Here is a 19966-nt window from a genome sequence, read left to right as displayed (position 1 = left end):
TGCCCCGTTGGTGTCCAAAACACTACACCTAGTGTCTGACATTTGGGGACACCACAAGAACTTGTGAATAACATTCGTGAAAGTCGCAGGTCGCGGCGTATGCGCGATCGTGAAGTCGGGCGTGTCCGGCGTGTCCTCCACATGTTGTCCCAGGACTCTCCACAACGTGTCCCCAAGCTGCCAACAGGCCGCAGACAGAAACGCGCCGTCGCGGGCCTTCAGAGCCCGCGACGGCGCGTCGACGATCGTTCGGATCAGGCGGCGACGGTCACCTCGTCGACAAGGCGGTTGACCGCCACGACGACCTGTTCGACCACCTCGGCGGCGGCGACGCCGTGGTCACCGAGCGTGGAGGTCTGAACGCCGACCTCGACGTCCTCGATCACACGTCCGCCGGCGATACCGACGGATTTGCGAGTGTCCTCACGCGACCAGGTGCCCGCGTACCGGCCCAGTGCGGCACCGATGACACCGACGGGCTTGGCGGACACGGCACCGGCGCCGTAGGGCCGCGACAGCCAGTCGATGGCGTTCTTCAGGACGGCCGGCATCGTGCCGTTGTACTCCGGCGTGACGAGCAACACGGCATCGGCGGCGCCGACGGCCTCCCGCAACGTCGCGACACCTGCGGGCAGTACTGCCCCGGCCTCGATCGACGGGTCGTGATCCTCGCTGTAGAACGGCAGCTCCCCGAGCCCCTCGACGATCGTGACCTGCACCCCCGCCGGGGCATTGTCGGCGGCGACCTGCGCCAACTGACGATTGATCGATCCCTTGCGCAGGCTTCCCACAAGCGCGACGATCTCCACGTTCTTTTCGGACACGATGCTCCCTTTCGATGCTTAGCAAGTCGAAATATCCAACGGGACCACTGTCCGATCCATTCCCACGAAGGGTCAAGCGTTACGCTCGTCACGTGTCGAACGGTCCCGACGGCAGTCTCATCCCCCTCCGTCTGTCCGACGGGTCCGATCCCGAACGGGCAGATGCCGCCCGCAATAGGCGCCTCCTGCTCGACGCTGCCAAGAACCTCATCGACAATCACGGTGCCTCCGCGGTGACCATGGATGCGGTGGCCCGTGAGGCAGGCGTGGGCAAGGGCACCGTCTTCCGGCGGTTCGGCAGCCGGACCGGCCTGATGCTGGCGCTGCTCGACCATTCGGAATCCGAGATCCAGCGTGCGTATCTGTTCGGTCCGCAACCGCTCGGCCCGGGCGCGGCCCCGCTCGACCGACTGCTCGCCTACGGCCGTGCGCGGCTCAAGATGACCGTCGACCATCTCGACATCCTCATCGAGGCAGGTGGCTCCGGCGCCGAGTTCTTGAGTCACCCGGTGTGGGCCGCATCCAACCGCCACGTGCAGATCCTCCTCCAACAGGTGGGTTTCGGGGATCAGGTCGATGTGGTCGCCGTCGCGGTGCACGCCCCCCTCAATGCGGCCGCGGTCAAACACCTCCGGGACGCCGTCGGTCTCGACCTGGAGACGATCACGACGGAGTGGGAGCAACTGGTGACCACGCTCGCCGCCGGCCTGCACGCGAACTGAGCAGCATCGCACCGGTCTCGGCGCGCGCCCGACCGCCATCGGCCCTAGCCTGGACGGATCGCGCGAGCACGAGATACGAGAGAAGGCACAATCCAGTGAAGGCTGTCATCATCGGCGCCGGCATGGGCGGCCTCAGTGCCGCCATCGCACTCAAGCAGATCGGCGTCGAGGTCGAGGTCTATGATCAGATCACCGAGAACAAGCCTGTCGGAGCGGCGATCTCGGTGTGGTCCAACGGGGTCAAGTGCCTGAACCATCTCGGACTGGAGAAGGAGACCGCGGCGCTCGGCGGAATCGTCGACTCGATGTCGTACATCGACGGCTTCACCGGTGACCCCATGTGCCGCTTCAGCATGCAACCGCTGATCGACGAGGTCGGCCAGCGGCCGTACCCGATCGCACGAGCCGAACTCCAGTTGATGCTGATGAACGCGTACGGCATCGACGACATCCACTTCGACAAGAAGATGGTCTCGGTGTCCGATGGCCCCGATGCCGCGACCGTCGAATTCGCGGATGGGACAATCCTTTCCGCAGACCTCGTGATCGGCGCCGACGGCGCGCGGTCCATCGCGCGCGAGTACGTCCTGGGCCATCCGGTGGAGCGCCGCTATGCCGGTTACGTCAACTTCAACGGTCTCGTCGACGTGGACGAGACGATCGGACCGGCCACCGAGTGGACCACCTACGTCGGCGACGGCAAGCGGGTGTCGGTGATGCCGGTGGCCGGTGATCGCTTCTACTTCTTCTTCGATGTCACCATGCCCGAGGGGCAGCCGTATCGACCAGGGACGGCGCGCGAGTTCCTCGCCGAGAGTTTCGCCGGCTGGGCACCCGGCGTCCAGCAGTTGATCGTTGCGCTCGATCCGGCGACCACCAACCGGGTCGAGATCCTCGACCTCGATCCGTTCCACACCTGGGTCAGGGGTAGGGTCGCGGTTCTCGGCGACGCCGCCCACAACACCACGCCCGACATCGGCCAGGGCGGTTGTTCGGCAATGGAAGATGCTGTCGCACTACAGTTCGCGTTCGTCGAACACCCCGACGACCTCCACGCCGCACTCGCCGCATACGAGTCGGCGCGCACCGAGCGGGCGGGCGAGTTGGTTCTCCGGGCTCGAAAACGCTGTGACGTGACCCATGCCAAGGACCCGGCGGCCACCGCCGCGTGGTACGACGAGCTCCGCTCGGAGGACGGCACCAGGGTCATCCGCGGGATCGTCTCGAACATCGTCGGCGGACCACTCACGTCCTGACGGGCCGGAGAGTCGCGGTCAGTTCTCCGGCAGCGGGATCGGCTGCGCGTCCGCATCGGGCGCCATCCCGTCGTGTGACATCAGGGCCGCCGACCGGGACAACGACGGACCCGCGGCGAGCAACGAGAGGACCGGCCACGGCGCCTTCGCCGGGGTGTCACCGAGCCCGAGGACCTGGCCGGTCTCGGCGTCGGCGACGCCGTAGCGAATGCCGACATCGCTGATGTAATAGCGTGATTCGACACGCCGGCTGTCCGGTTCCGACCCGGTGGTCTGGACGTATTCGCCCGTACCAGGACGCAGATAGACCTGATCGACACCTGGTCCGGCACCATCGGCCGAGCTCACCCGCACCGGAACGGCACCGTCGGGCAGGGGCAGCTCGCGGCCCACCAGGAACCGGGACGTCGCCGTCGCCTCGTCGGCGGCTCGCGACCAGGATCGACAGAGGGTCCCGGCGGTTTGCATCTCCACCAGACTCGGTGCGTGAGCGGGGAAGTCACCGACCGGCAACTCTTCTCTCATCGGACCGGCGGCCACCCGACCGGGTGCCACGGTCCGCACCGGGGCGGTGCTGTCCCGGTCGGCGAGCCGCAAGATCTCCGCGGTGGCCTCGCTGATCTGCTGGACACCGCCGCGCAACACGACGTAATAGCTGGTCCGGTCGTCGACGCCCACGGACTTGACCACCGAGCCCACCCGAACGTCGCTGCCGAGTGTCGCGGCGGCACCGCCCGCACCATCGATCTCCGGGACGGTCAATCGATCGACCTCCGGGAAGTTGTTGAGCAGTCCCGCGCTCATCTCACGCACGACCGCCCCCTCGAGGCGCAGCCCACGCATCACCGGTGTGCTCGAGGTGTCCACCTCGGCACGGACCGCCAGGGGCTTCCCGTCGCGCTCGGTGGTGTAGATCAGAAAGGTCTTGCCGCCGACGGCGACCAGCGCCGCGTCGTCCGGGCCGGCCATGTCGATCGACCGGCCGAGAACGGGACGCTCACCGATCACGGCCAGCTCGATGGACCGACCCGCCCCCTCCGGCGACGCGGTCGCGGTGTCGCAGACGGTCCAGAACGACTGTCCCCCATGGGAAGATGAATGCAGAGCGGGCGGCGCGCCGGGGATCCCCAGCAGTGGTCCACGTGCGTATGCGGCGAGCTTGCCGTCGCTCACCGACTTCGGCGTCTCACTGCTGCCCGCGATCAGGCGCGCCGAGGCGAGGTTGAGCACCGGATGCAGGGTGTCGTCTATGCGGACGTAAGTGCCCCCACCGTCCTTGCTGACTACTATCCTCGCGTCACCGACGGAGCCCTGGGGCCGCACCAGTCCCCAGACCCCACACCCCGCGAGTACCAACACCCCGAGAAGCGCCCCGACGAGAAGAGCCTGGAGCTGCGACCGCATCGGGTCGTGCAACATCCGGACATCGCGACGGACCAGCGCATGTTCGAGTCGACGCAGCATGAACCGGTAGCCGTTCACCTGTGCCTTGGTCGTGAGCTGCCGGGCCATCTCTCCCCCTTCGGCCGCATGACAGACCTCGTCGCACTGCCGTTTCCACTGTTCAGATGGTCCCCGACGGCTCGACGCGTAGTAGCGTAACCGATACATTTTCCGCGGGTGCCGCGCCAGTCATCCGTACCGAGGGGGAAGTCATGGCGATGACAGGCATGCCGGTGACGACCTCCCGTCGTCCGGAAACCGCTCCAGCCCGAAGGCCGCCCCGACGAGAGCGGGCCGGCCGACAACGCAGCACCCTCCGGACAGTCGTGATCGTCGAGATCATCCTGGCCGGCGGCCTCATCACCTGGGCGGTCGGTGGCAGCCCACTGGGCCCGATCGCTCTGGCGACCGCCGCGGTGGCGTCGCTCGCCCTCGTCCCGCTCGGCGGCGGTCACTCGATCGCCGGCCGGTGGACGCGACGATGGGGATTCGTCTGGGCCCGAACACGTCGCAGATCGATCGACCTCGCACCCCTCCGCTTCGACGTCCCCGCCGCACCGGCGGGCGGTCACGACCCGATCGGCGCCCGCTGGGTCGGGGACACCGTGATCACCGTCCTGCGAGTGTCTCCCGCGGGGCCGGCAGCCACCTTCCTGACCCCGGGCCACACCGGTGTCGACGACCCCACCGGGCAGGTGGTGCCGCTCGACGCGCTCGCCGAATGCATCAACCCGTACGACATCGCGCTGCACTCGATCGAGGTCGTCAGCCACGGCGTCCGCAGCTGGGGCACCGGTCCGATTGCGCAGTCCTACCACAGGACTCTCGGGCCCCTGGCGGCAACCGCACACCGTTCGGTCGTGGTGGTGTTGCGTCTGAAACCCCTCGACTGCGCCGACGCCGTCGCCCGCCGTGGTGGGGGCGCCGTCGGCGCACTGCGGACCGCCACCGTGACCACCAGACGTGTCGCCAGACGTCTCACCGAGAGCGGCCTTCGGGTCTCCGTCCTCAACGGCACCGAGATCAGCTCGGTCACCCGCCAGTTGTCGGAGGGCGTCGCGCTGGAGGACATGACCGAGCAGTGGGATGCCGTGGGTGCCGGTCCGCTCCGTTTCCGCAGTGCGGCCATCGAGCCACACCGGATGGGCTCGGTGTTGTCGTCGGTGTGGGTGAACTCGGCCATCTCGACCACCGCGACCGTACGGCTGCGCCACGGTGCCGATCGCACGCTCGAGGTCGCCGGCATCGTGCGGTTCGCCGAACTCCCTTCGGCCGGGCGCAGTGTCGAGCCGCTGCCGCCAGGACTCGTGCCACTCGACGGTCACCAGTTCGACGCCCTGGCTGCCGGCCTGCCCATCGCGATCCCCGCTCGACTGGACCGCACGCTCGGCGCCGTGCGCGGTGCGCAGGCAACACAGTTGCTCAGTACCCTGGCCCTGCCGGCCGGTGGCTGTGGTCAACTCGTCGGCGCCGACCGCACCGGTCGCGCTGTCGCCGTCCCGCTCCTCGGCCCCGACATCCCCTCGACCGTCGTGTCGGCCGATCCAGCACTCGTCTCACAGATCGCGTTGCGCGCCGTGGCCATCGGCGCCTCCGTCACGGTGCACACTCTCCGACCCACCCGGTGGGAGCACCTGGTCGCCGCCGTGGGAGACCGGCGACAACTCACCGTGAGCTCGGACCACGTCGCGCACCCGTCCGGGCATCGGGTGGTGATCTACGACGAGTTGACGGCCCCCGCACCCGAGGTCGGCACGACGACCATCACGGTGTGTGCCGCGGGAGAACCGCGGGTGGCCGAGCTGGTCCCGGACGCCGCGGTCGTCCTCCGTCAGAATCCACATGCACCGCAGAGCTTCTCGGTGACCACGGCCACCGAGCGGGTGGATGTGTCGATGGTCGCGACACCGGACGAGTGGACCTACATCGGACGCTGACGCCCGACGTGCAGACCATCGGTCAGCCGGGTGGTCGGCCCGGCACCAGCGCACGGAAGAAGACCGCACGAGACGACGCGGCGTGGACGACCACGTCGGGTTCGGCATCTCCGATCCAGATCGCGCGCCCGGCGGGGATCGTGGTGGCCTCCCCGCCCATCGGTCGGACATCGATCGAACCATGCAGTACTGCCAGGATCTGGGGACCCGGCATGTCGAAGCACACCGAGGATGCATGCCGCAGGCCGGTACCGTCGAGTTCGACACGGGAGAGCCGGAACTCGGGGGCGGGCGTCAGATAGACGCGCTCGGCACCGACGGTGCGTATCGGCGCGGTGATCTCGGCGACGGCGGCCGGAGTAAAGTCCAGGACCCGGAGCAGTTCGGGCACGTCGATGTGTTTCGGCGTCAGGCCTCCGCGCAGCACGTTGTCGGAGTTCGCCATGATCTCGATGCCGATGCCGCGCAGGTACGCATGCAGGTTTCCGGCCGGGAGGTACAGGCCCTCACCTGGTTCGAGTCGAATACGGTTGAGCAGCAACGACGCCAGCACTCCTGGATCACGAGGGTAGACCTCGCCGAGTTCCAGGACGGTCCGCAATTCCGCCGCGAAGCGGTTGTCGCCACCTGCCCCGAGGACCGACACGGCCCCGGCGAGTACGGCGGGGATGAGCGTGGCGATCGATGCGTCGGGCAGGGTGAGCCAGGTGGTGAAGAGAGCACGCAACCCCTCCGAATCAGGTTGCCCGGCAAGCATTCCGAGATACGGATCGAGCTCGCTCACCTGCAGCTCACGCAACAACTCGATCGTGACGGCGGGATCCCGGAAGCCCGCCAGCGCGTCGAATTCGGTGGTCGCAACGATCAGTTCCGGCTTGTGCCACGGGTCGCGATAGTTCCGGTTCGGTGCGTCGATCGGCACTCCGGCGGCATTCTCGCGGTCGAACCCATCGCGGGCCTGGGTCAGGCTCGGATGCGCCTGCAGCGACAACGGCTCGTCGGCCGCGAGGACCTTCATCAGGAACGGCAACCGCCCGTCGAACGCTTCCACGGTGCGCCGACCCAGCATCTCCACTCGGTCGGCGTCGATTGCGCTGAGCAGGTCGGTGTCGTGCTCGCCGTCGGGCCGTAGGCAGACCGCCGGGCCGGCCGGATGCGCGCCGAACCACAGTTCCGCTTCCGGATGCGGCGAGGGCACCGCCCGTCCACGCAGTGATGCGATCGCGGTGCGCGATCCCCACGCATAGGGACGCACCACCCCCTCCAGGGTCTTCATCGCGTCAGGTCCCGATCAATCGGAGATAGACGGCTGCCATCTCGATACGAAGGATCAACACCACGAGCGACACGAGATCGGCCGGCGCATCGGCGGCGAGATCGTCCATGGTGGCGACCGGCGGCGAACCGGCATGTCGACCCGCGGCGTCGTCCTCGGTGCTGTCGCCGGTGAGCACGTCGAGATCGCCGAGACCGTCGAGACGACGGCGCACGTACCAGTCCCGCGACGGCGTGGTCGCCACGAACACCCGTGGTGGACTCTGCGGTGCCGGGCCGTCGATCTCGGGGTCGTAGAAGATGGATTCCGACGGCGTCGAACCCGTTCGCTCAGACCACTCCCGCACCAACCGCGCCACATCGCCGACCTCCGCGACGGCGCTGATGACGCCCGCGAGGGCCAGCAGCGAGCGCGATGCCTGACCGGCGATCACAGCGGTCCCCACCGTGTCCCCGACCCAGACCGACGAGCGTGCGTCGAGCCTGGCGGCCAGCAACTTCGCCCGGTTGTGGAAGCTCTCGTTTCCCGGGTGGTTGGCGACCGCCTCGCCGTCCAGGGCGTCGGCGAGATCCGCGACCTGGGGCACATGTCCGGTGAAACGGACCTGGCTCAGCGAGACGAACACCGCGAGGAGCGCCGCGACGAACCCCGGAAATCGAAACCTGGAATCCACCGGTACTCGCGGTGAGAGGTCGATGCCGTTGCCGCCCAGTGCATCCCGTAACGGCCCTTCGATCGGCGCGGCGACGACCACTTCTGCCCGGCGACGCAGGGAGCGAGCGGCTGCGTCCGCGAGGACCATGTCGCCGGCGTCGTCACCGACCACCACCACCACATCGAGTGGGCCGATCCATCCCGGCAACGCGGGAGCGGCCACGATCGGGACGTCGACCCGCGAGCTGATCGCGGCGATCACCAGCTGCGCCGCCGGAGATGCCGCCCCGGTGGTGCCGCAGACGATCACGACACTGCGCGGCCGCAGCTGCGACAGCGGCTCGAGGACGCCCTCGCGCTGTGCCTCCGCGACGGATCGCACCTGCGCACCGGCAAGTGCGACGGAGGGTAGGAGACCGTCCACGTCGGCCGCGATCAGTTCCTCGACATCATCGAGATCGGGGGCACCGGTACGCATGACGTCCAGCCTAGTCACGCAGACCGCCCGCCGCGCACGTGCCTGCGCCGATGCCGGGTGCACTCGAGCCTGACACGCCCGACGCCCCTCATGCGCGCAGGCGTGTCAGTCGGTCGGGTCCGGCAGAACCCGAAGGTGACCCCGCCGTCCGGGGCGCGGACGGGCCGATTGCGATGATCGGCGCGGTGCACCGTCTTCTGCCGCGGGCGACTCCGGAGCAGGCCGCGGAGAACCGCGACGTCCTGGTGCGACGTCGTCCGATCCGTCGAACACGTCGGGCCACTGCGACGTGTCGACCCGGCCGGCACCGCCGACCTCGCGCACCGCCTCGGCCAACGCGGTCAGTTCGTAGTCCTCGGCGACCGGAGCCGAGAACCCCCGCTCGCTCCGCAGCATCTCCCAGCCGCGGGGCACGGTGATCCGCCGCGCATGATCGTCACAGAGATCCCACGAGTGCGGCTCGGCCGAACTGGCCAGTGGCCCGATGACCGCCGTCGACTCGGAGTAGACGAACGTCAGGGTAGCCACCGCGGAACGGGCGCAGCCGGGCCTGCAGCACTGTCGGGGAAGCTTCACGCTGACGAGGTTATCCCCGGCGGCGGGTCCACACCGGCGGCGACACGCGTGCTCGCGCGAAACGCACCTCACACGCGACAGACGCGACCGGAATCCTTACACTCACGTCATGCGTTTCGATCCGCCCCGCCCCTCTCGGGGCCGCGCCGACGAACCTCGTGGTCGCGCCCAGGATCCCCGCGGTCGCGGTACCGACCCGCGTGCGCAGGATGCGCGTGGTCGTGCGGGCGCGATCCATCGGGGCTCGCTCCGGAGCCCGAGCCGGTCGGTACGGATCCGAGATCGGCGTGGCCGCGGACTGCGTTCACCTCTTCTGCCACAGACCGTACCGGCATTTGCCAGCAGGGCGGACTCCTTCGACGTCGTCGCTCTCGAGGCGTTCGCAGAGATCGATGCGAACTGGCACGATCAGCTGGCCGGACTCGACATCGCGGTCGACGACATCCCGCGGATGTTGCCGCACGACCCCGATTCGATCCAATGGCCCGATGAGGTCACCGCCGACGGCGCGGTGCCGCTTGCCAGACTCATCCCGGCCGGCCTGGACGTCCGGGGGCAGCCGACCCGGGCGCAGATCATCCTGTTCCGTCGGCCGTTGGAGATCCGCGAGAAGCGCGGAGCCGATCTGCTGGAGTTGGTCCACGAAGTGCTCGTACAGCAGGTCGCGACCCACCTGGGTGTCGACGAGGACACCATCGATCGCGGGCCGGAGTAACACGACACCGGCGCGCAGGCGTCAGATGATGCCGCGCTTGAGCCGCCGACGCTCGCGCTCGGAAAGCCCGCCCCAGATGCCGAACCGTTCATCGTTGTGCAGGGCGTATTCCAGGCACTCCGGCTTCACCTCGCATCCCTGACAGATGCGCTTGGCCTCGCGAGTCGAGCCACCCTTCTCGGGGAAGAATGCCTCGGGATCGGTTTGGGCGCACAACGCCCGCTCCTGCCACTGCTCCTCGACGGCCTCGAAGAGATCGTCGAAGTCGTTGGCCACCAACGACAGATGGCGTCCCTGTGACCAAGGAGAGTTGTTACCCGGCTCCGCCGCGGCGTTGCCGATTCGCGGCGTCATGGGCGAATCTCCCACCAGCCCAAGATGATTCGCCGACACGTCGGCGCGAGCCAGTTCTTCTGAACGATCCACCGGCTCAACAGGTTTGCGGGGATCGGAATAGTCGCGTGGTTCAAGTGGATTGCCGATCGGGTTCTCAAAAGCCATCGTCGGCGCCTCCTAGCTCGAGAAGTCTGTCAGTTCCAGTCGTCGGTGTCCGCGGCAACCCTGCCGCCCACCACATCTGCCCACACCATCGATCTTCACCGTGTCCGGGCCCATTGCCCGTGAGTCATTCGAACAAATGATCGAAAACCTTGCGCTCCATCAATTCTCGATCTCAAACTCATAATGACACTGATGTGATTACACACGGCATGGACCGCTGCGGTCAAGTTAAACCGAAAAGATTCCTTAATACCATCAGTCGTCGGAATCCCTCGGTCTCGACACGGGCTCGGGCGCAGACATCAGCAATCTCACAGATGAGCGATCCCCTCCCCCGGAATCGTGACCCATGGTAGCGAACCCACCGCCGCCGAGCGTCATCTCGCAGATGACGGCCCCCAGACCACCTCGGAACGCCGCGACCCACCGCGGTCGACACCGCCCGGCTACCGATCACTAGAGTGAACGAGGTGAAAGTGACGGTTCTCGTCGGTGGCGTCGGTGGCGCCCGCTTCCTGTCCGGCGTCCGCGAATTGCTCGGTCCCACGCCGTTTCCCGGTCCGGGCGCTCCGGACCCGGGCGGTGAGTCGACGACACCGCACCGCGCGGATCACGAGGTCACCGCGGTCGTCAACGTCGGCGACGACGCGTGGATGCACGGTGTCCGGATCTGTCCCGACCTCGACACCTGTATGTACACCCTGGGCGGCGGCATCGACCGCGAGCGCGGGTGGGGTCGGGTGGGCGAGACATGGCATGCCAAGGAGGAGCTCGCGGCCTACGGCGCCGACCCGGACTGGTTCGGCCTCGGTGATCGCGATCTCGCCACACATCTCATCCGGACCCAGATGCTCGACGCCGGTTACCGGCTGTCCGATGTGACCGCGGCCCTGTGCCGGCGATGGCAGCCCGGTGTCCGCCTCATCCCCGCAACGGACGATCGACATGAGACCCACGTGGTGGTCGCCAAGCCCGACGGCGACGACGGCGAGCGGGTCGCCATCCACTTCCAAGAGTGGTGGGTGCGACATCGGGCGAAGATCCCGACGTTCGGTTTCGCGCAGGTGGGCTCCGACGACACCCGTACCGCACCGGGCGTCGCCGAGGCGATCACCGACGCCGACATAGTGCTGCTGGCGCCCAGCAACCCGGTGGTCAGCATCGGCGCCATCGTCAGCGTGCCCGGCGTCCGGAGCGCGCTACGGACCACCTCGGCCCCCGTCGTGGGCATCTCGCCGGTGATCGACAACCGGCCCCTGCGCGGGATGGCCGACGAGTGCCTGTCGGTGATCGGTGTCGAGACCTCGGCCGAGGCCATCGCGGCCCATTACGGCGCCCGCAGCGGCAACGGGATCCTCGACGGATGGTTGATCGCCGAAGGTGACCAGGCGAGGGTCGACGGCATCGCGATCGGGTCCGCTCCCCTGCTGATGACCGATCCGGCGGTCACCGCACAGATGGTCCGTGACGCATGCGCGCTGGTCGGGGTTGCCACTCCTGATCGCAATGCCGGTGCCACCGAAGGGGGCGTGAGTTGACCACCGGTCCGGCCGAAGGCGACCACGGCTCCGTCGGCGGCCTGGAAATCCGTGCGGTCCGCGGTCTGGGTGAATTCACGCCGGAGAGCGACATCGCGAGCGAACTCCTCGCCGCCGCGCCCTGGCTTGCCGACGACGACGTCGTGGTGGCGACCAGCAAGATCTTCTCCAAGGTGGAGAACCGGATGGTCGACGCCCCCAGCGATCCAGAAGAACGAGATGCGCTGCGCCGCAAGCTTGTCGATGACGAGTCCGTGCGCGTCCTGGCACGCAGGAACCGCACGCTCATCACCGAGAACCGCCTCGGCATCGTACAGGCGGCGGCCGGGGTGGACGGGTCGAACATCGCCACCGACCGTCTGGCGCTGCTCCCGGCCGATCCCGATGCGAGCGCGGCCGCGCTCCGTACGCGCATCCGTGAGGTGGCAGGCATCGACGTCGCGGTGATCGTCACCGACACGATGGGCCGCGCCTGGCGAAACGGCCAGACCGACGTCGCCATCGGTGCGGCAGGCATCCGGGTCTCGCACCCCTACGAGGGCTCGGTCGATGCCTACGGGAACCCGCTCGTGGTCACCGACATCGCCGTCGCCGATGAGATCGCCGCCGCCGCAGACCTGGTGAAAGGCAAACTCGGTGGGGTACCGATCGCCGTGGTGCGCGGCCTAAGCCCGGTCGACGACGGTTCCGGCGCCACCGATCTCGTCCGGCCGGCATCGGAGGACCTGTTTCGGCTCGGCACCGCCGAAGCCATCGAACAGGGGCGTCGCGAGGCGGTTCGGACGCGCCGGTCGGTGCGCAGCTTCGCGCCCGGCGCCATCGAACCCGAGGTGATGTCGGCGGCCTTCGCCGAGGCCCTCACCGCGCCCGCACCCCACCACACCCATCCGGTGCGGTTCGTCTGGGTTCGTTCTGACGAACGACGGATCCGACTGCTCGACGCGATGGCTGCGGCCTGGCGCCGCGACCTGGAGGGTGACGACAAGTCCGCGGAGTCGATCCGAAAGCGCGTGCAGCGCGGTCAGATCCTGTATGACGCACCCGAATTGGTGATCCCGTTCCTGGTCCCCGACGGCGCCCACGACTATCCCGACGCGCGGCGAACGGCCGCCGAGCACACGATGTTCACAGTCGCGGCGGGCGGCGCCGTGTCGTCGCTGCTGGTGTCTCTGTCGGTGCGCGGCGTCGGGAGCTGCTGGATCGGGTCGACCATCTTCGCCCCCGACATCGTCCGCGAGACCCTCGACCTCGAGGCGAACTGGGAGCCGCTCGGCGCGGTCGCGATCGGGCGACCGGCGGAGGAAGCCGGGCTGCGGCCACCCGCGTCCACCGAGGGATTGGTGCTCGAGCGGTGAGCACGGCCTCGCTCCATGCGTCGGCCGTCACGTCCCTGCGTTCGTGGGAGGCACCGGACCCGGAGCAGGATGCCTTGCGGCACACGTACCTCGCATTCCTCGACGCTGTCCCGGATGCGTGCCTGCGCCGCAGCGAACCGGGCCACCTGACCGGGTCGGCGATCGTCTTCGATGCGACGCTCACGCATGTGCTGCTGACCCTGCACCCGCGGGTGGGCAAGTGGATTCAGCTTGGGGGTCATTGCGAGGAGTCCGACGAGACGCTGGCCGGGGCCGCCGCCCGGGAGGCACGTGAGGAGTCCGGCGTGCCGGACCTGCTGCTGACGGCTGCGCCCGTCCACCTGCACACCCACCCGATCACCTGCTCGCTCGGTGTCCCCACCCGACATCTCGATGTGCGTTTCGCCGCGATGGCTCGACCGACCGAGAACGGTGGGCCGCCGGTGATCGTGCGCAGTGACGAGTCGGTCGATCTCGCCTGGTGGCCGATCGACCGACTGCCATCGGACACCGACACCGTCGACGTCCCGGTGCTCATCGACCGCGGACTCGCCGCCCTGCGGGCCACCGAACCCACCTGACCGAACGGGACTGATCGAATGTTCGGCCGCGGCGCCTAGATACGCATACCCTTGCCGACCGTCACGACGCCTCCGCCGCTGATCGAAAAGCGCTCACGGTCGGCTTCCGGGTCGACGCCGAGTTGCACGCCTTCGCCGACGTGGACGTTCTTGTCGAGGATGGCGTGCCGCACCACGGCGCCCTTGCCCACCCGGACCCCGGGCATCAGCACACTGCCCTCGACGATCGCACCGTCTTCGATGACCACATTCGCCGAGAGCACCGAGTCGCTCACCGTGCCCGCCGAGATGATGCTGCCCGCACCCACGACGGAGTCCTGAGCAGTACCGCCCTGGACGAATTTGGCGGGCGGGAGGTTGACCGTCTCGCCGCGGATCGGCCAGCGCCGGTTGTACAGGTTGAAGACCGGGTGCACCGACACCAGGTCCATGTGCGCGTCGTAGAACGCGTCGAGGGTCCCGACGTCACGCCAGTAGCCCTTGTCGCGTTCGGTGGCGCCGGGCACCTCGTTGTCCTTGAAGTCGTAGACGAATGCCCTGTTGCGGCGGACGAATCCCGGGATGATGTCGCCACCCATGTCGTGATCGGAGTCGGGGTCGCCGGCGTCGGAGCGGATGGCGTCGACGAGTGCCTCGGTGGTGAACACGTAGTTGCCCATCGACGCGAACGTCACGTCCGGATCATCCGGTGTGCCTGGAGGATCGGTCGGCTTCTCCAGGAATCGGGTGATCCGGCCCGACGAATCCGAGTCGATGCACCCGAAGGCGGTCGCCTCGGCGCGCGGCACCCGGATGCCTGCGACCGTGACGTCGGCGCCCGACTCGATGTGCGCCTCGACCATCTGCGAGGGATCCATCCGGTACACGTTGTCGGCTCCGAACACCACGATGTACTCGGGCTCCTCGTCGGTGATCAGGTTCATCGACTGGAAGATCGCGTCGGCACTGCCGGTGTACCACCGTGGCCCGAGTCGCTGCTGCGCTGGGACGGGGGTGATGTATTCGCCGTGGAAGCCCGCCGAGAACCAGGTCTGCGAGATGTGCCGGTCGAGGGAGTGCGACTTGTATTGCGTGAGCACACAGATGCGTTCATAGCCGGCGTTGACGAGATTGGACAGCACGAAGTCGATGAGGCGGTAGGAACCGCCGAACGGAACCGCGGGCTTTGCACGATCCATCGTCAGGGGGTACAGACGCTTCCCCTCGCCGCCTGCGAGGACCATTCCGAGCACGTGCGGCTGTGTTCTCACACTCCCCAACTTAACCGGCATCCACGGCTCGGGCCAGACGAATGATGCGTCCACGGGCTCGCGATCCACAGGACCGTTGGCGAACCACCGACGTTGGCGTTAGCGTCATCGTCATGAGGGTGGCGATGATGACCCGGGAGTATCCACCCGAGGTGTACGGCGGCGCCGGCGTACACGTGTCGGAGTTGGTCCGGCACCTGCGCAGCCTTGCGACCGTCGATGTGCACTGCATGGGCGCCGAACGCGACACCGCCCATGTCTATCAGCCGGATCCGGGGATCGCGGGCGCCAATGCCGCCATCACCACCCTGTCGACCGATCTCCGGATGGTGGTGGGCGTCGACGGTGCCGATCTGGTCCACTCACACACCTGGTACACGGGCCTGGCGGGCCATCTCGCCGCGCAGCTCTACGGGGTGCCCCACGTGTTGACGGCTCACTCGCTCGAACCGATGCGACCATGGAAGGCCGAGCAACTCGGCGGCGGTTACCGCGTCTCGAGCTGGGTGGAGCGCAATGCGGTCGAGTACGCCGACGCCGTCATCGCGGTGAGTTCCGGAATGCGCACCGACGTGTGCGACACCTACCCACGCCTCGATCCCGAGCGGGTTCACGTGGTGCGCAACGGTATCGACACCACCTCCTGGTTTCCCGTGGACGATGCGTTCGGCCCCGAATCGACACTGGTCGGGCTCGGTGTCGATCCCGACCGCCCGATCGTCGCGTTCGTCGGGCGGATCACCCGCCAGAAGGGCGTCGCACACCTCATCGCCGCGGCCCATCAGTTCGCGCCCGAGATCCAGCTGGTCCTGTGCGCCGGCGCCCCCGACACCCCCGAGATCGGGGCCGAGATCGAGGCCGCGGTATCCGAACTGTCCGCATCGCGCGACGGCGTGTACTGGATCCGGGAGATGCTCCCCCAACCGCGTATCCGCGAGATTCTCACCGCAGCAACGGTTTTCCTGTGCCCGTCGGTATACGAACCACTCGGGATCGTGAATCTTGAGGCGATGGCGTGCGGGACCGCGGTGGTCGCGTCGGCTGTCGGCGGCATTCCGGAGGTCGTCCGCGACAACGTCACCGGGCGGCTGGTGCATTACGACCCGGCCGAACCCCGGGCCTTCGAAGCCGGACTCGCCGATGCCGTCAACGCCGTCGTCGGGGATCCGACGGAGGCGGCAGCCATGGGCCGGGCGGGACGGGAACGCGCCGACGCCGAGTTCTCGTGGGACACGATCGCCGAACAGACACTCGAGGTGTATCGCGCGATCCTGCGGTGACCGGAGCCGTCAACGCCGTCGAGGGCGGACCGTGGTGACGGTCACCGACACCGAGACGTCGAGCGACCCGCCGGCATCGGCGGTCAGCAGATCGGCATCTGACCGGATGTCCTCCGCCGAACGGTGAAATGCGGTCGGCCCCATGGCCACCACGTCTACGATGCCGTCGGCGTCGAGCGTTCGCCGGTCACCGACGACGGTCTCGGATTCAATGTCGAACCCACCGGCGAGAGCGCTGTGCAGTCGATCGTCCTTGTCCGCGCCGACCGCCAGCATCCCCATCGGGGCGATGATCTCCCCGAGGTGATCGGAGTTCGGCGTCACCACCACGAGCGCGCCGCGTGGATGCAGCACACGGACGAACTCGTCGACATTGCGTGGCGAGAAGATGGAGAGAACGGCACCGACCGACGACGACCGGATCGGCAAGGGACGCCAGACGTCGGCGACCACCGACGCGCTGCGGGGGTGGGACCGTGCCACGGCACGCGCGCAGAACTTCGACAGATCGAGTCCGAGCCCGTGAAGTCCCGGCGCACGATCCAGGACGGACGCGAGATGATGACCGGTTCCTGCACCCGCGTCGAGCACCAGGCCGGGCAGTTCCGCGACCCCGGAGCCCTCGAGGATGGTGTGCTCGACGCTGTCGGCCACGGCCTCGGACACCGCGCCGAAGAACCCCGACTCGTGCACCCGCCGACGCGCGGCGACCATCTCAGCGGTGTCGGATAGGTGATTGGTCGAGCGACCGTCGATCAACGACACGTAACCCTGGCGGGCGATGTCAAAACGATGGGATGCGCCGCAGACGAGCGACCGGTGGTCGGCGGTGACCGCCAGGTCGGCGGCGCAGACCGGGCACCGCAGCGCGGACTCGACGTCGCGCAACGGTCCCGCGAGCACGCCTTCTCGTCTCAGCCGGTGACCCCGCGCAGTTCCTCGCCCAGCGCCGCCGCCTCGTCCGCAGTCAGTTCCACCACGAGGCGTCCACCGCCTTCGATCGGAATCCGGACAACGATTCCACGTCCTTCCTTGGCCGCTTCGAGGGGGCCGTCCCCAGTACGTGGCTTCATTGCCGCCATTCTCGAACTCCCTTCAGAGCATTCGCCACACGGTGTGGAACGACACCTCAGCATCGGTCGGAAATGCTGCAGTGCCAGGACAATGATACGTGTACGGCCGGCCGTCGCTGCTGCGCACGTGGCCGGTTCGCCTCATCGCCCGGCGGATGGCCGTTCCGGCGGCTCGCCCTGAGTGGCGGAGAGGTCGGCCGCCTCGCGGCTCTGGAGGTCGAGCACCACGCCGCGCAATTCGTCGAGCTCGCGTGCGAGCTTCTCCATGGCCCAGTCGACTTCATCCGACGAATAGCCACGAAACCTCTGCGAGAACGTGAGTGCGCGAACATCAGAACCGGTGATGCCTGCCCGCGGGAGCCTGGTCAGCGTGGTGCCCCGGTCGAGTGGCGGAAGGTCCTCGCCACGGCCGAAGACGAACCAGACCACGGCGAAGACCGCGGCCACCACGACGGCCATGATCAGCAGGTACAGCAGGATCGTCTGCATACGATCAATACTGACAGACCGCCGTGGGCGTCACCTGCCGGTGGGCCGCCTCAGGAGGCCATCTCCGTGGCGTCGCTCCGGACCGACCGGATGGTGTTCATCGGCGGCCGATCCTCCAGGTAGACCTCGGTCGTGTGTGGGGTGAAAGACCCGTCCGGCTCGGCGGTGAACTGGGTGAGCCCGATCCCCGAGTCCTCGATACCGCAACGACGCATCAGGGTGCCGACGATCTGCCGGCTCATCACGCCCAGTTCGATCAACGGCCGGTTGCGGTGGGTTCGCACACCGAGGTTGACCTGACCGATGCCGTCGAGTCCGTACCGGTCGAACGTGTCGATCAGCAGACCGATCTCGACGCCGTAACCGGGCGCGAACGGCACCGATGAGAGCAGCTCTCGCGTCCCCGCGTACTCACCGCCCAGTGGCTGCAGCACGCCGGTCAGATCCGGTCGCTGCGAAGCGAGCAGAGGGCGCGCGACGAGCTCGGTGACCCGGCCGCCCCCGTTCGCGTCGTGCTGGCCGCCGGTGCGCAGAGGGCGCCGGTAATAGCCCTTCACGAGCTGTATACGGGGATCGATCAGGAGCGGGCCGAGCATCTTCGGGACGAACATCGGGTCCGGGTCGATCAGGTCGGAATCGACGAACGCGATGATGTCTCCCGTGGCGACGGCGATCGACCGCCAGAGGACCTCGCCCTTGCCCTTCACCGGTTCGAGTTCCGGCACGGCCTGTTCACGTCCGAAGACCATGGCACCCGCGGCGCGGGCGCGCTCCGCCGTGGCGTCGGTGGACCCGGAGTCGAGCACGATCAATTCGTCGACCAGCGTGCCGCACAGCGGCCGGATCGACGCGATGACGTCGGCGACCGTTTCCTCCTCGTTCAGCGCGGGCAGAACGACCGAGACGGTCCGTCCGTCCTTGGCCGCCACGAGTTCGTCGATCGTCCATTCCGGCCGTTCCCATGTGTTGGTCGCGGCCCAGCGTTGCTTGGTGCCGAGGGTGTCGGCGGGCGTCGGCCAGATGGTGGTCTTGTTGCGGCTGTTGGTGACGGTCGCCGTGCGACGCGTCTGGGTCCGTCGTCCCTGTTCGGTCATGCGAGTCCCCTGACTGTTCGGGCGGGCGGTCGTGACCCCGCGATGGCAGCGACCATGTCGACCACGCGACGGGTGGCGGCGACCTCGTGCACACGAAAGATCCGGGCGCCTGCGGCGGCGCTCAGAGCTGTCGCGGCCAGAGTCCCCTCCAACCGTTCGTCGAGATCCACCCCCAGAGTCTCCCCCACAAAATCCTTGTTGCTGAGTGCCATAAGCACTGGCCAGCCGGTATTAACAAGATCGTTCACCTGACGTAACAAGGCGAGCCCGTGATGGGTGTTCTTGCCAAAATCATGTGTCGGGTCGATCACGATCGAGTCACGGGCGACCCCGGCTTCGACGGCCCTCTGCGCCCCTGCGGTGACGTCGGCGATCACATCGGCGACCACATCGGCATAGGCCACACGGTGCGGGCGGGTCCGGACGGTCGCACCGCCGGTGTGCGAGCAGACGATCCCGGCGCCGCGTGCGGCCGCCACCTTCACCAGATCCGGGTCGGCTCCGGCCCAGGTGTCGTTGATCAGATCGGCGCCGGCGGCACACGCCCGCTCGGCGACCTCACTGCGCCACGTGTCGACGCTGACGAGGACATCGGGGAAGCGGTCGCGGACCCACTCGATCATCGGGACGACGCGCTCGGTCTCGGTGGCCGCGTCGACCTCGGTGCCCGGTCCCGCCTTCACCCCGCCGATGTCGATGATGTCCGCGCCTTCGGCCACCACCTGCTCGATGCGTGTCTGAGCGGCCGAATCGCCGAAGCTCGCACCCCTGTCATAGAACGAGTCGGGCGTCCGGTTGACGATGGCCATCACGAGCGCGCGGTCGGTCGCGACGGGTTTTCCGCACATCGTCGGGAGCATGGCACCAGCCTAACGAGTGGTCTCGATACGCCACTCACTCCGTTCGCGGCTACTCGACCGGCGG

General features: G+C 68.0%; 20 protein-coding genes. 8 read left to right on the top strand and 12 right to left on the bottom strand.

Features of this window, described 5'->3' with window-relative positions; all coding sequences use genetic code 11:
• Positions 1-254 precede the first annotated feature (254 nt).
• Positions 255-824: an NAD(P)H-dependent oxidoreductase gene (locus tag GTV32_RS00905; protein WP_161058558.1), complete on the bottom strand. Its 570-nt coding sequence runs from the start codon at positions 822-824 to the stop codon at positions 255-257.
• A gap of 92 nt (positions 825-916) precedes the next feature.
• Between GTV32_RS00905 and GTV32_RS00900 the strand changes: the two genes are divergently transcribed.
• Both GTV32_RS00900 and hpxO read left to right on the top strand, forming a co-directional pair.
• Complete coding sequence (locus GTV32_RS00900; RefSeq protein WP_343287170.1) at positions 917-1546, top strand: TetR/AcrR family transcriptional regulator; 630 nt, start codon at positions 917-919, stop codon at positions 1544-1546.
• 95 nt (positions 1547-1641) lie between these two features.
• Positions 1642-2802, top strand: coding sequence for an FAD-dependent urate hydroxylase HpxO (gene hpxO / locus GTV32_RS00895; protein ID WP_161058556.1), 1161 nt, complete (start codon positions 1642-1644; stop codon positions 2800-2802).
• An 18-nt stretch (positions 2803-2820) separates the two neighbouring features.
• Here hpxO and eccB read toward each other — a convergent pair whose 3' ends face one another.
• Positions 2821-4314, bottom strand: coding sequence for a type VII secretion protein EccB (gene eccB, locus GTV32_RS00890; protein ID WP_161058555.1), 1494 nt, complete (start codon positions 4312-4314; stop codon positions 2821-2823).
• Between the two features lie 56 nt (positions 4315-4370).
• Between eccB and eccE the strand changes: the two genes are divergently transcribed.
• Positions 4371-6182, top strand: a complete 1812-nt coding sequence (gene eccE, locus GTV32_RS00885; protein ID WP_343287169.1) for a type VII secretion protein EccE — start codon at positions 4371-4373, stop codon at positions 6180-6182.
• A 22-nt stretch (positions 6183-6204) separates the two neighbouring features.
• Here eccE and manA read toward each other — a convergent pair whose 3' ends face one another.
• The 3 genes from manA to GTV32_RS00870 form a co-directional block, all read right to left on the bottom strand.
• Positions 6205-7458, bottom strand: a complete 1254-nt coding sequence (gene manA, locus GTV32_RS00880) for a mannose-6-phosphate isomerase, class I (protein WP_161058554.1) — start codon at positions 7456-7458, stop codon at positions 6205-6207.
• A 4-nt stretch (positions 7459-7462) separates the two neighbouring features.
• The gene (locus tag GTV32_RS00875) at positions 7463-8590 is read right to left on the bottom strand and encodes a hypothetical protein (RefSeq protein WP_161058553.1); all 1128 of its coding nucleotides are present in this window, start codon (positions 8588-8590) and stop codon (positions 7463-7465) included.
• A gap of 105 nt (positions 8591-8695) precedes the next feature.
• The gene (locus tag GTV32_RS00870) at positions 8696-9166 is read right to left on the bottom strand and encodes a DUF3499 domain-containing protein (protein ID WP_161058552.1); all 471 of its coding nucleotides are present in this window, start codon (positions 9164-9166) and stop codon (positions 8696-8698) included.
• A gap of 274 nt (positions 9167-9440) precedes the next feature.
• Between GTV32_RS00870 and GTV32_RS00865 the strand changes: the two genes are divergently transcribed.
• Positions 9441-9881 (top strand): metallopeptidase family protein, encoded by a 441-nt coding sequence (locus GTV32_RS00865; RefSeq protein ID WP_343287423.1) that lies wholly within the window; start codon positions 9441-9443, stop codon positions 9879-9881.
• A gap of 21 nt (positions 9882-9902) precedes the next feature.
• Here the strand turns inward: GTV32_RS00865 and GTV32_RS00860 are convergent, their stop codons facing one another.
• Positions 9903-10166: a WhiB family transcriptional regulator gene (locus GTV32_RS00860; protein ID WP_237421632.1), complete on the bottom strand. Its 264-nt coding sequence runs from the start codon at positions 10164-10166 to the stop codon at positions 9903-9905.
• A 686-nt stretch (positions 10167-10852) separates the two neighbouring features.
• Between GTV32_RS00860 and cofD the strand changes: the two genes are divergently transcribed.
• From cofD to GTV32_RS00845, 3 genes are read left to right on the top strand one after another with little or no spacing between them, the layout of a single operon-like run.
• Positions 10853-11920 carry a 2-phospho-L-lactate transferase gene (gene cofD, locus GTV32_RS00855; RefSeq protein ID WP_161058549.1) on the top strand — a complete coding sequence of 356 codons (1068 nt, stop codon included), beginning with the start codon at positions 10853-10855 and terminating at the stop codon, positions 11918-11920.
• Positions 11917-13275: a coenzyme F420-0:L-glutamate ligase gene (locus GTV32_RS00850; RefSeq protein WP_161058548.1), complete on the top strand. Its 1359-nt coding sequence runs from the start codon at positions 11917-11919 to the stop codon at positions 13273-13275. Before cofD ends, GTV32_RS00850 begins: the two co-directional genes overlap by 4 nt.
• Positions 13272-13856: an NUDIX domain-containing protein gene (locus GTV32_RS00845; protein WP_161058547.1), complete on the top strand. Its 585-nt coding sequence runs from the start codon at positions 13272-13274 to the stop codon at positions 13854-13856. The genes GTV32_RS00850 and GTV32_RS00845 overlap by 4 nt, the downstream gene beginning before the upstream one ends.
• A 35-nt stretch (positions 13857-13891) precedes the next feature.
• Here GTV32_RS00845 and glgC read toward each other — a convergent pair whose 3' ends face one another.
• On the bottom strand, positions 13892-15106 hold the full coding sequence (gene glgC, locus GTV32_RS00840) for a glucose-1-phosphate adenylyltransferase (protein ID WP_161058546.1): 1215 nt from the start codon (positions 15104-15106) through the stop codon (positions 13892-13894).
• Between the two features lie 113 nt (positions 15107-15219).
• Between glgC and glgA the strand changes: the two genes are divergently transcribed.
• Positions 15220-16386 (top strand): glycogen synthase, encoded by a 1167-nt coding sequence (glgA, locus tag GTV32_RS00835; protein WP_202421535.1) that lies wholly within the window; start codon positions 15220-15222, stop codon positions 16384-16386.
• A 9-nt stretch (positions 16387-16395) separates the two neighbouring features.
• Here glgA and GTV32_RS00830 read toward each other — a convergent pair whose 3' ends face one another.
• The 5 genes from GTV32_RS00830 to folP all read right to left on the bottom strand — a co-directional run bounded on the left by GTV32_RS00830 (position 16396) and on the right by folP (position 19902).
• Positions 16396-17289 carry a putative RNA methyltransferase gene (locus tag GTV32_RS00830; RefSeq protein ID WP_343287168.1) on the bottom strand — a complete coding sequence of 298 codons (894 nt, stop codon included), beginning with the start codon at positions 17287-17289 and terminating at the stop codon, positions 16396-16398.
• 11 nt (positions 17290-17300) lie between these two features.
• Entirely contained in the window at positions 17301-17468 is a 168-nt protein-coding gene (locus GTV32_RS00825; RefSeq protein ID WP_004019232.1) for a DUF3117 domain-containing protein, read from the bottom strand.
• Positions 17469-17600: 132 nt separating this feature from the next.
• A complete protein-coding gene (locus GTV32_RS00820) occupies positions 17601-17948 on the bottom strand; it encodes a DivIVA domain-containing protein (RefSeq protein ID WP_161058545.1) in 348 nt (115 codons plus the stop codon).
• Positions 17949-17998: 50 nt separating this feature from the next.
• Positions 17999-19042 (bottom strand): glucosyl-3-phosphoglycerate synthase, encoded by a 1044-nt coding sequence (locus GTV32_RS00815; RefSeq protein WP_161058544.1) that lies wholly within the window; start codon positions 19040-19042, stop codon positions 17999-18001.
• On the bottom strand, positions 19039-19902 hold the full coding sequence (gene folP / locus GTV32_RS00810) for a dihydropteroate synthase (RefSeq protein WP_161058543.1): 864 nt from the start codon (positions 19900-19902) through the stop codon (positions 19039-19041). The genes GTV32_RS00815 and folP overlap by 4 nt, the downstream gene beginning before the upstream one ends.
• Between the last annotated feature and the right edge of the window lie 64 nt (positions 19903-19966).

This window comes from Gordonia sp. SID5947, from assembly GCF_009862785.1.
Taxonomy (GTDB): domain Bacteria; phylum Actinomycetota; class Actinomycetes; order Mycobacteriales; family Mycobacteriaceae; genus Gordonia.
This window is presented reverse-complemented; position numbering and strand designations above follow the sequence as displayed.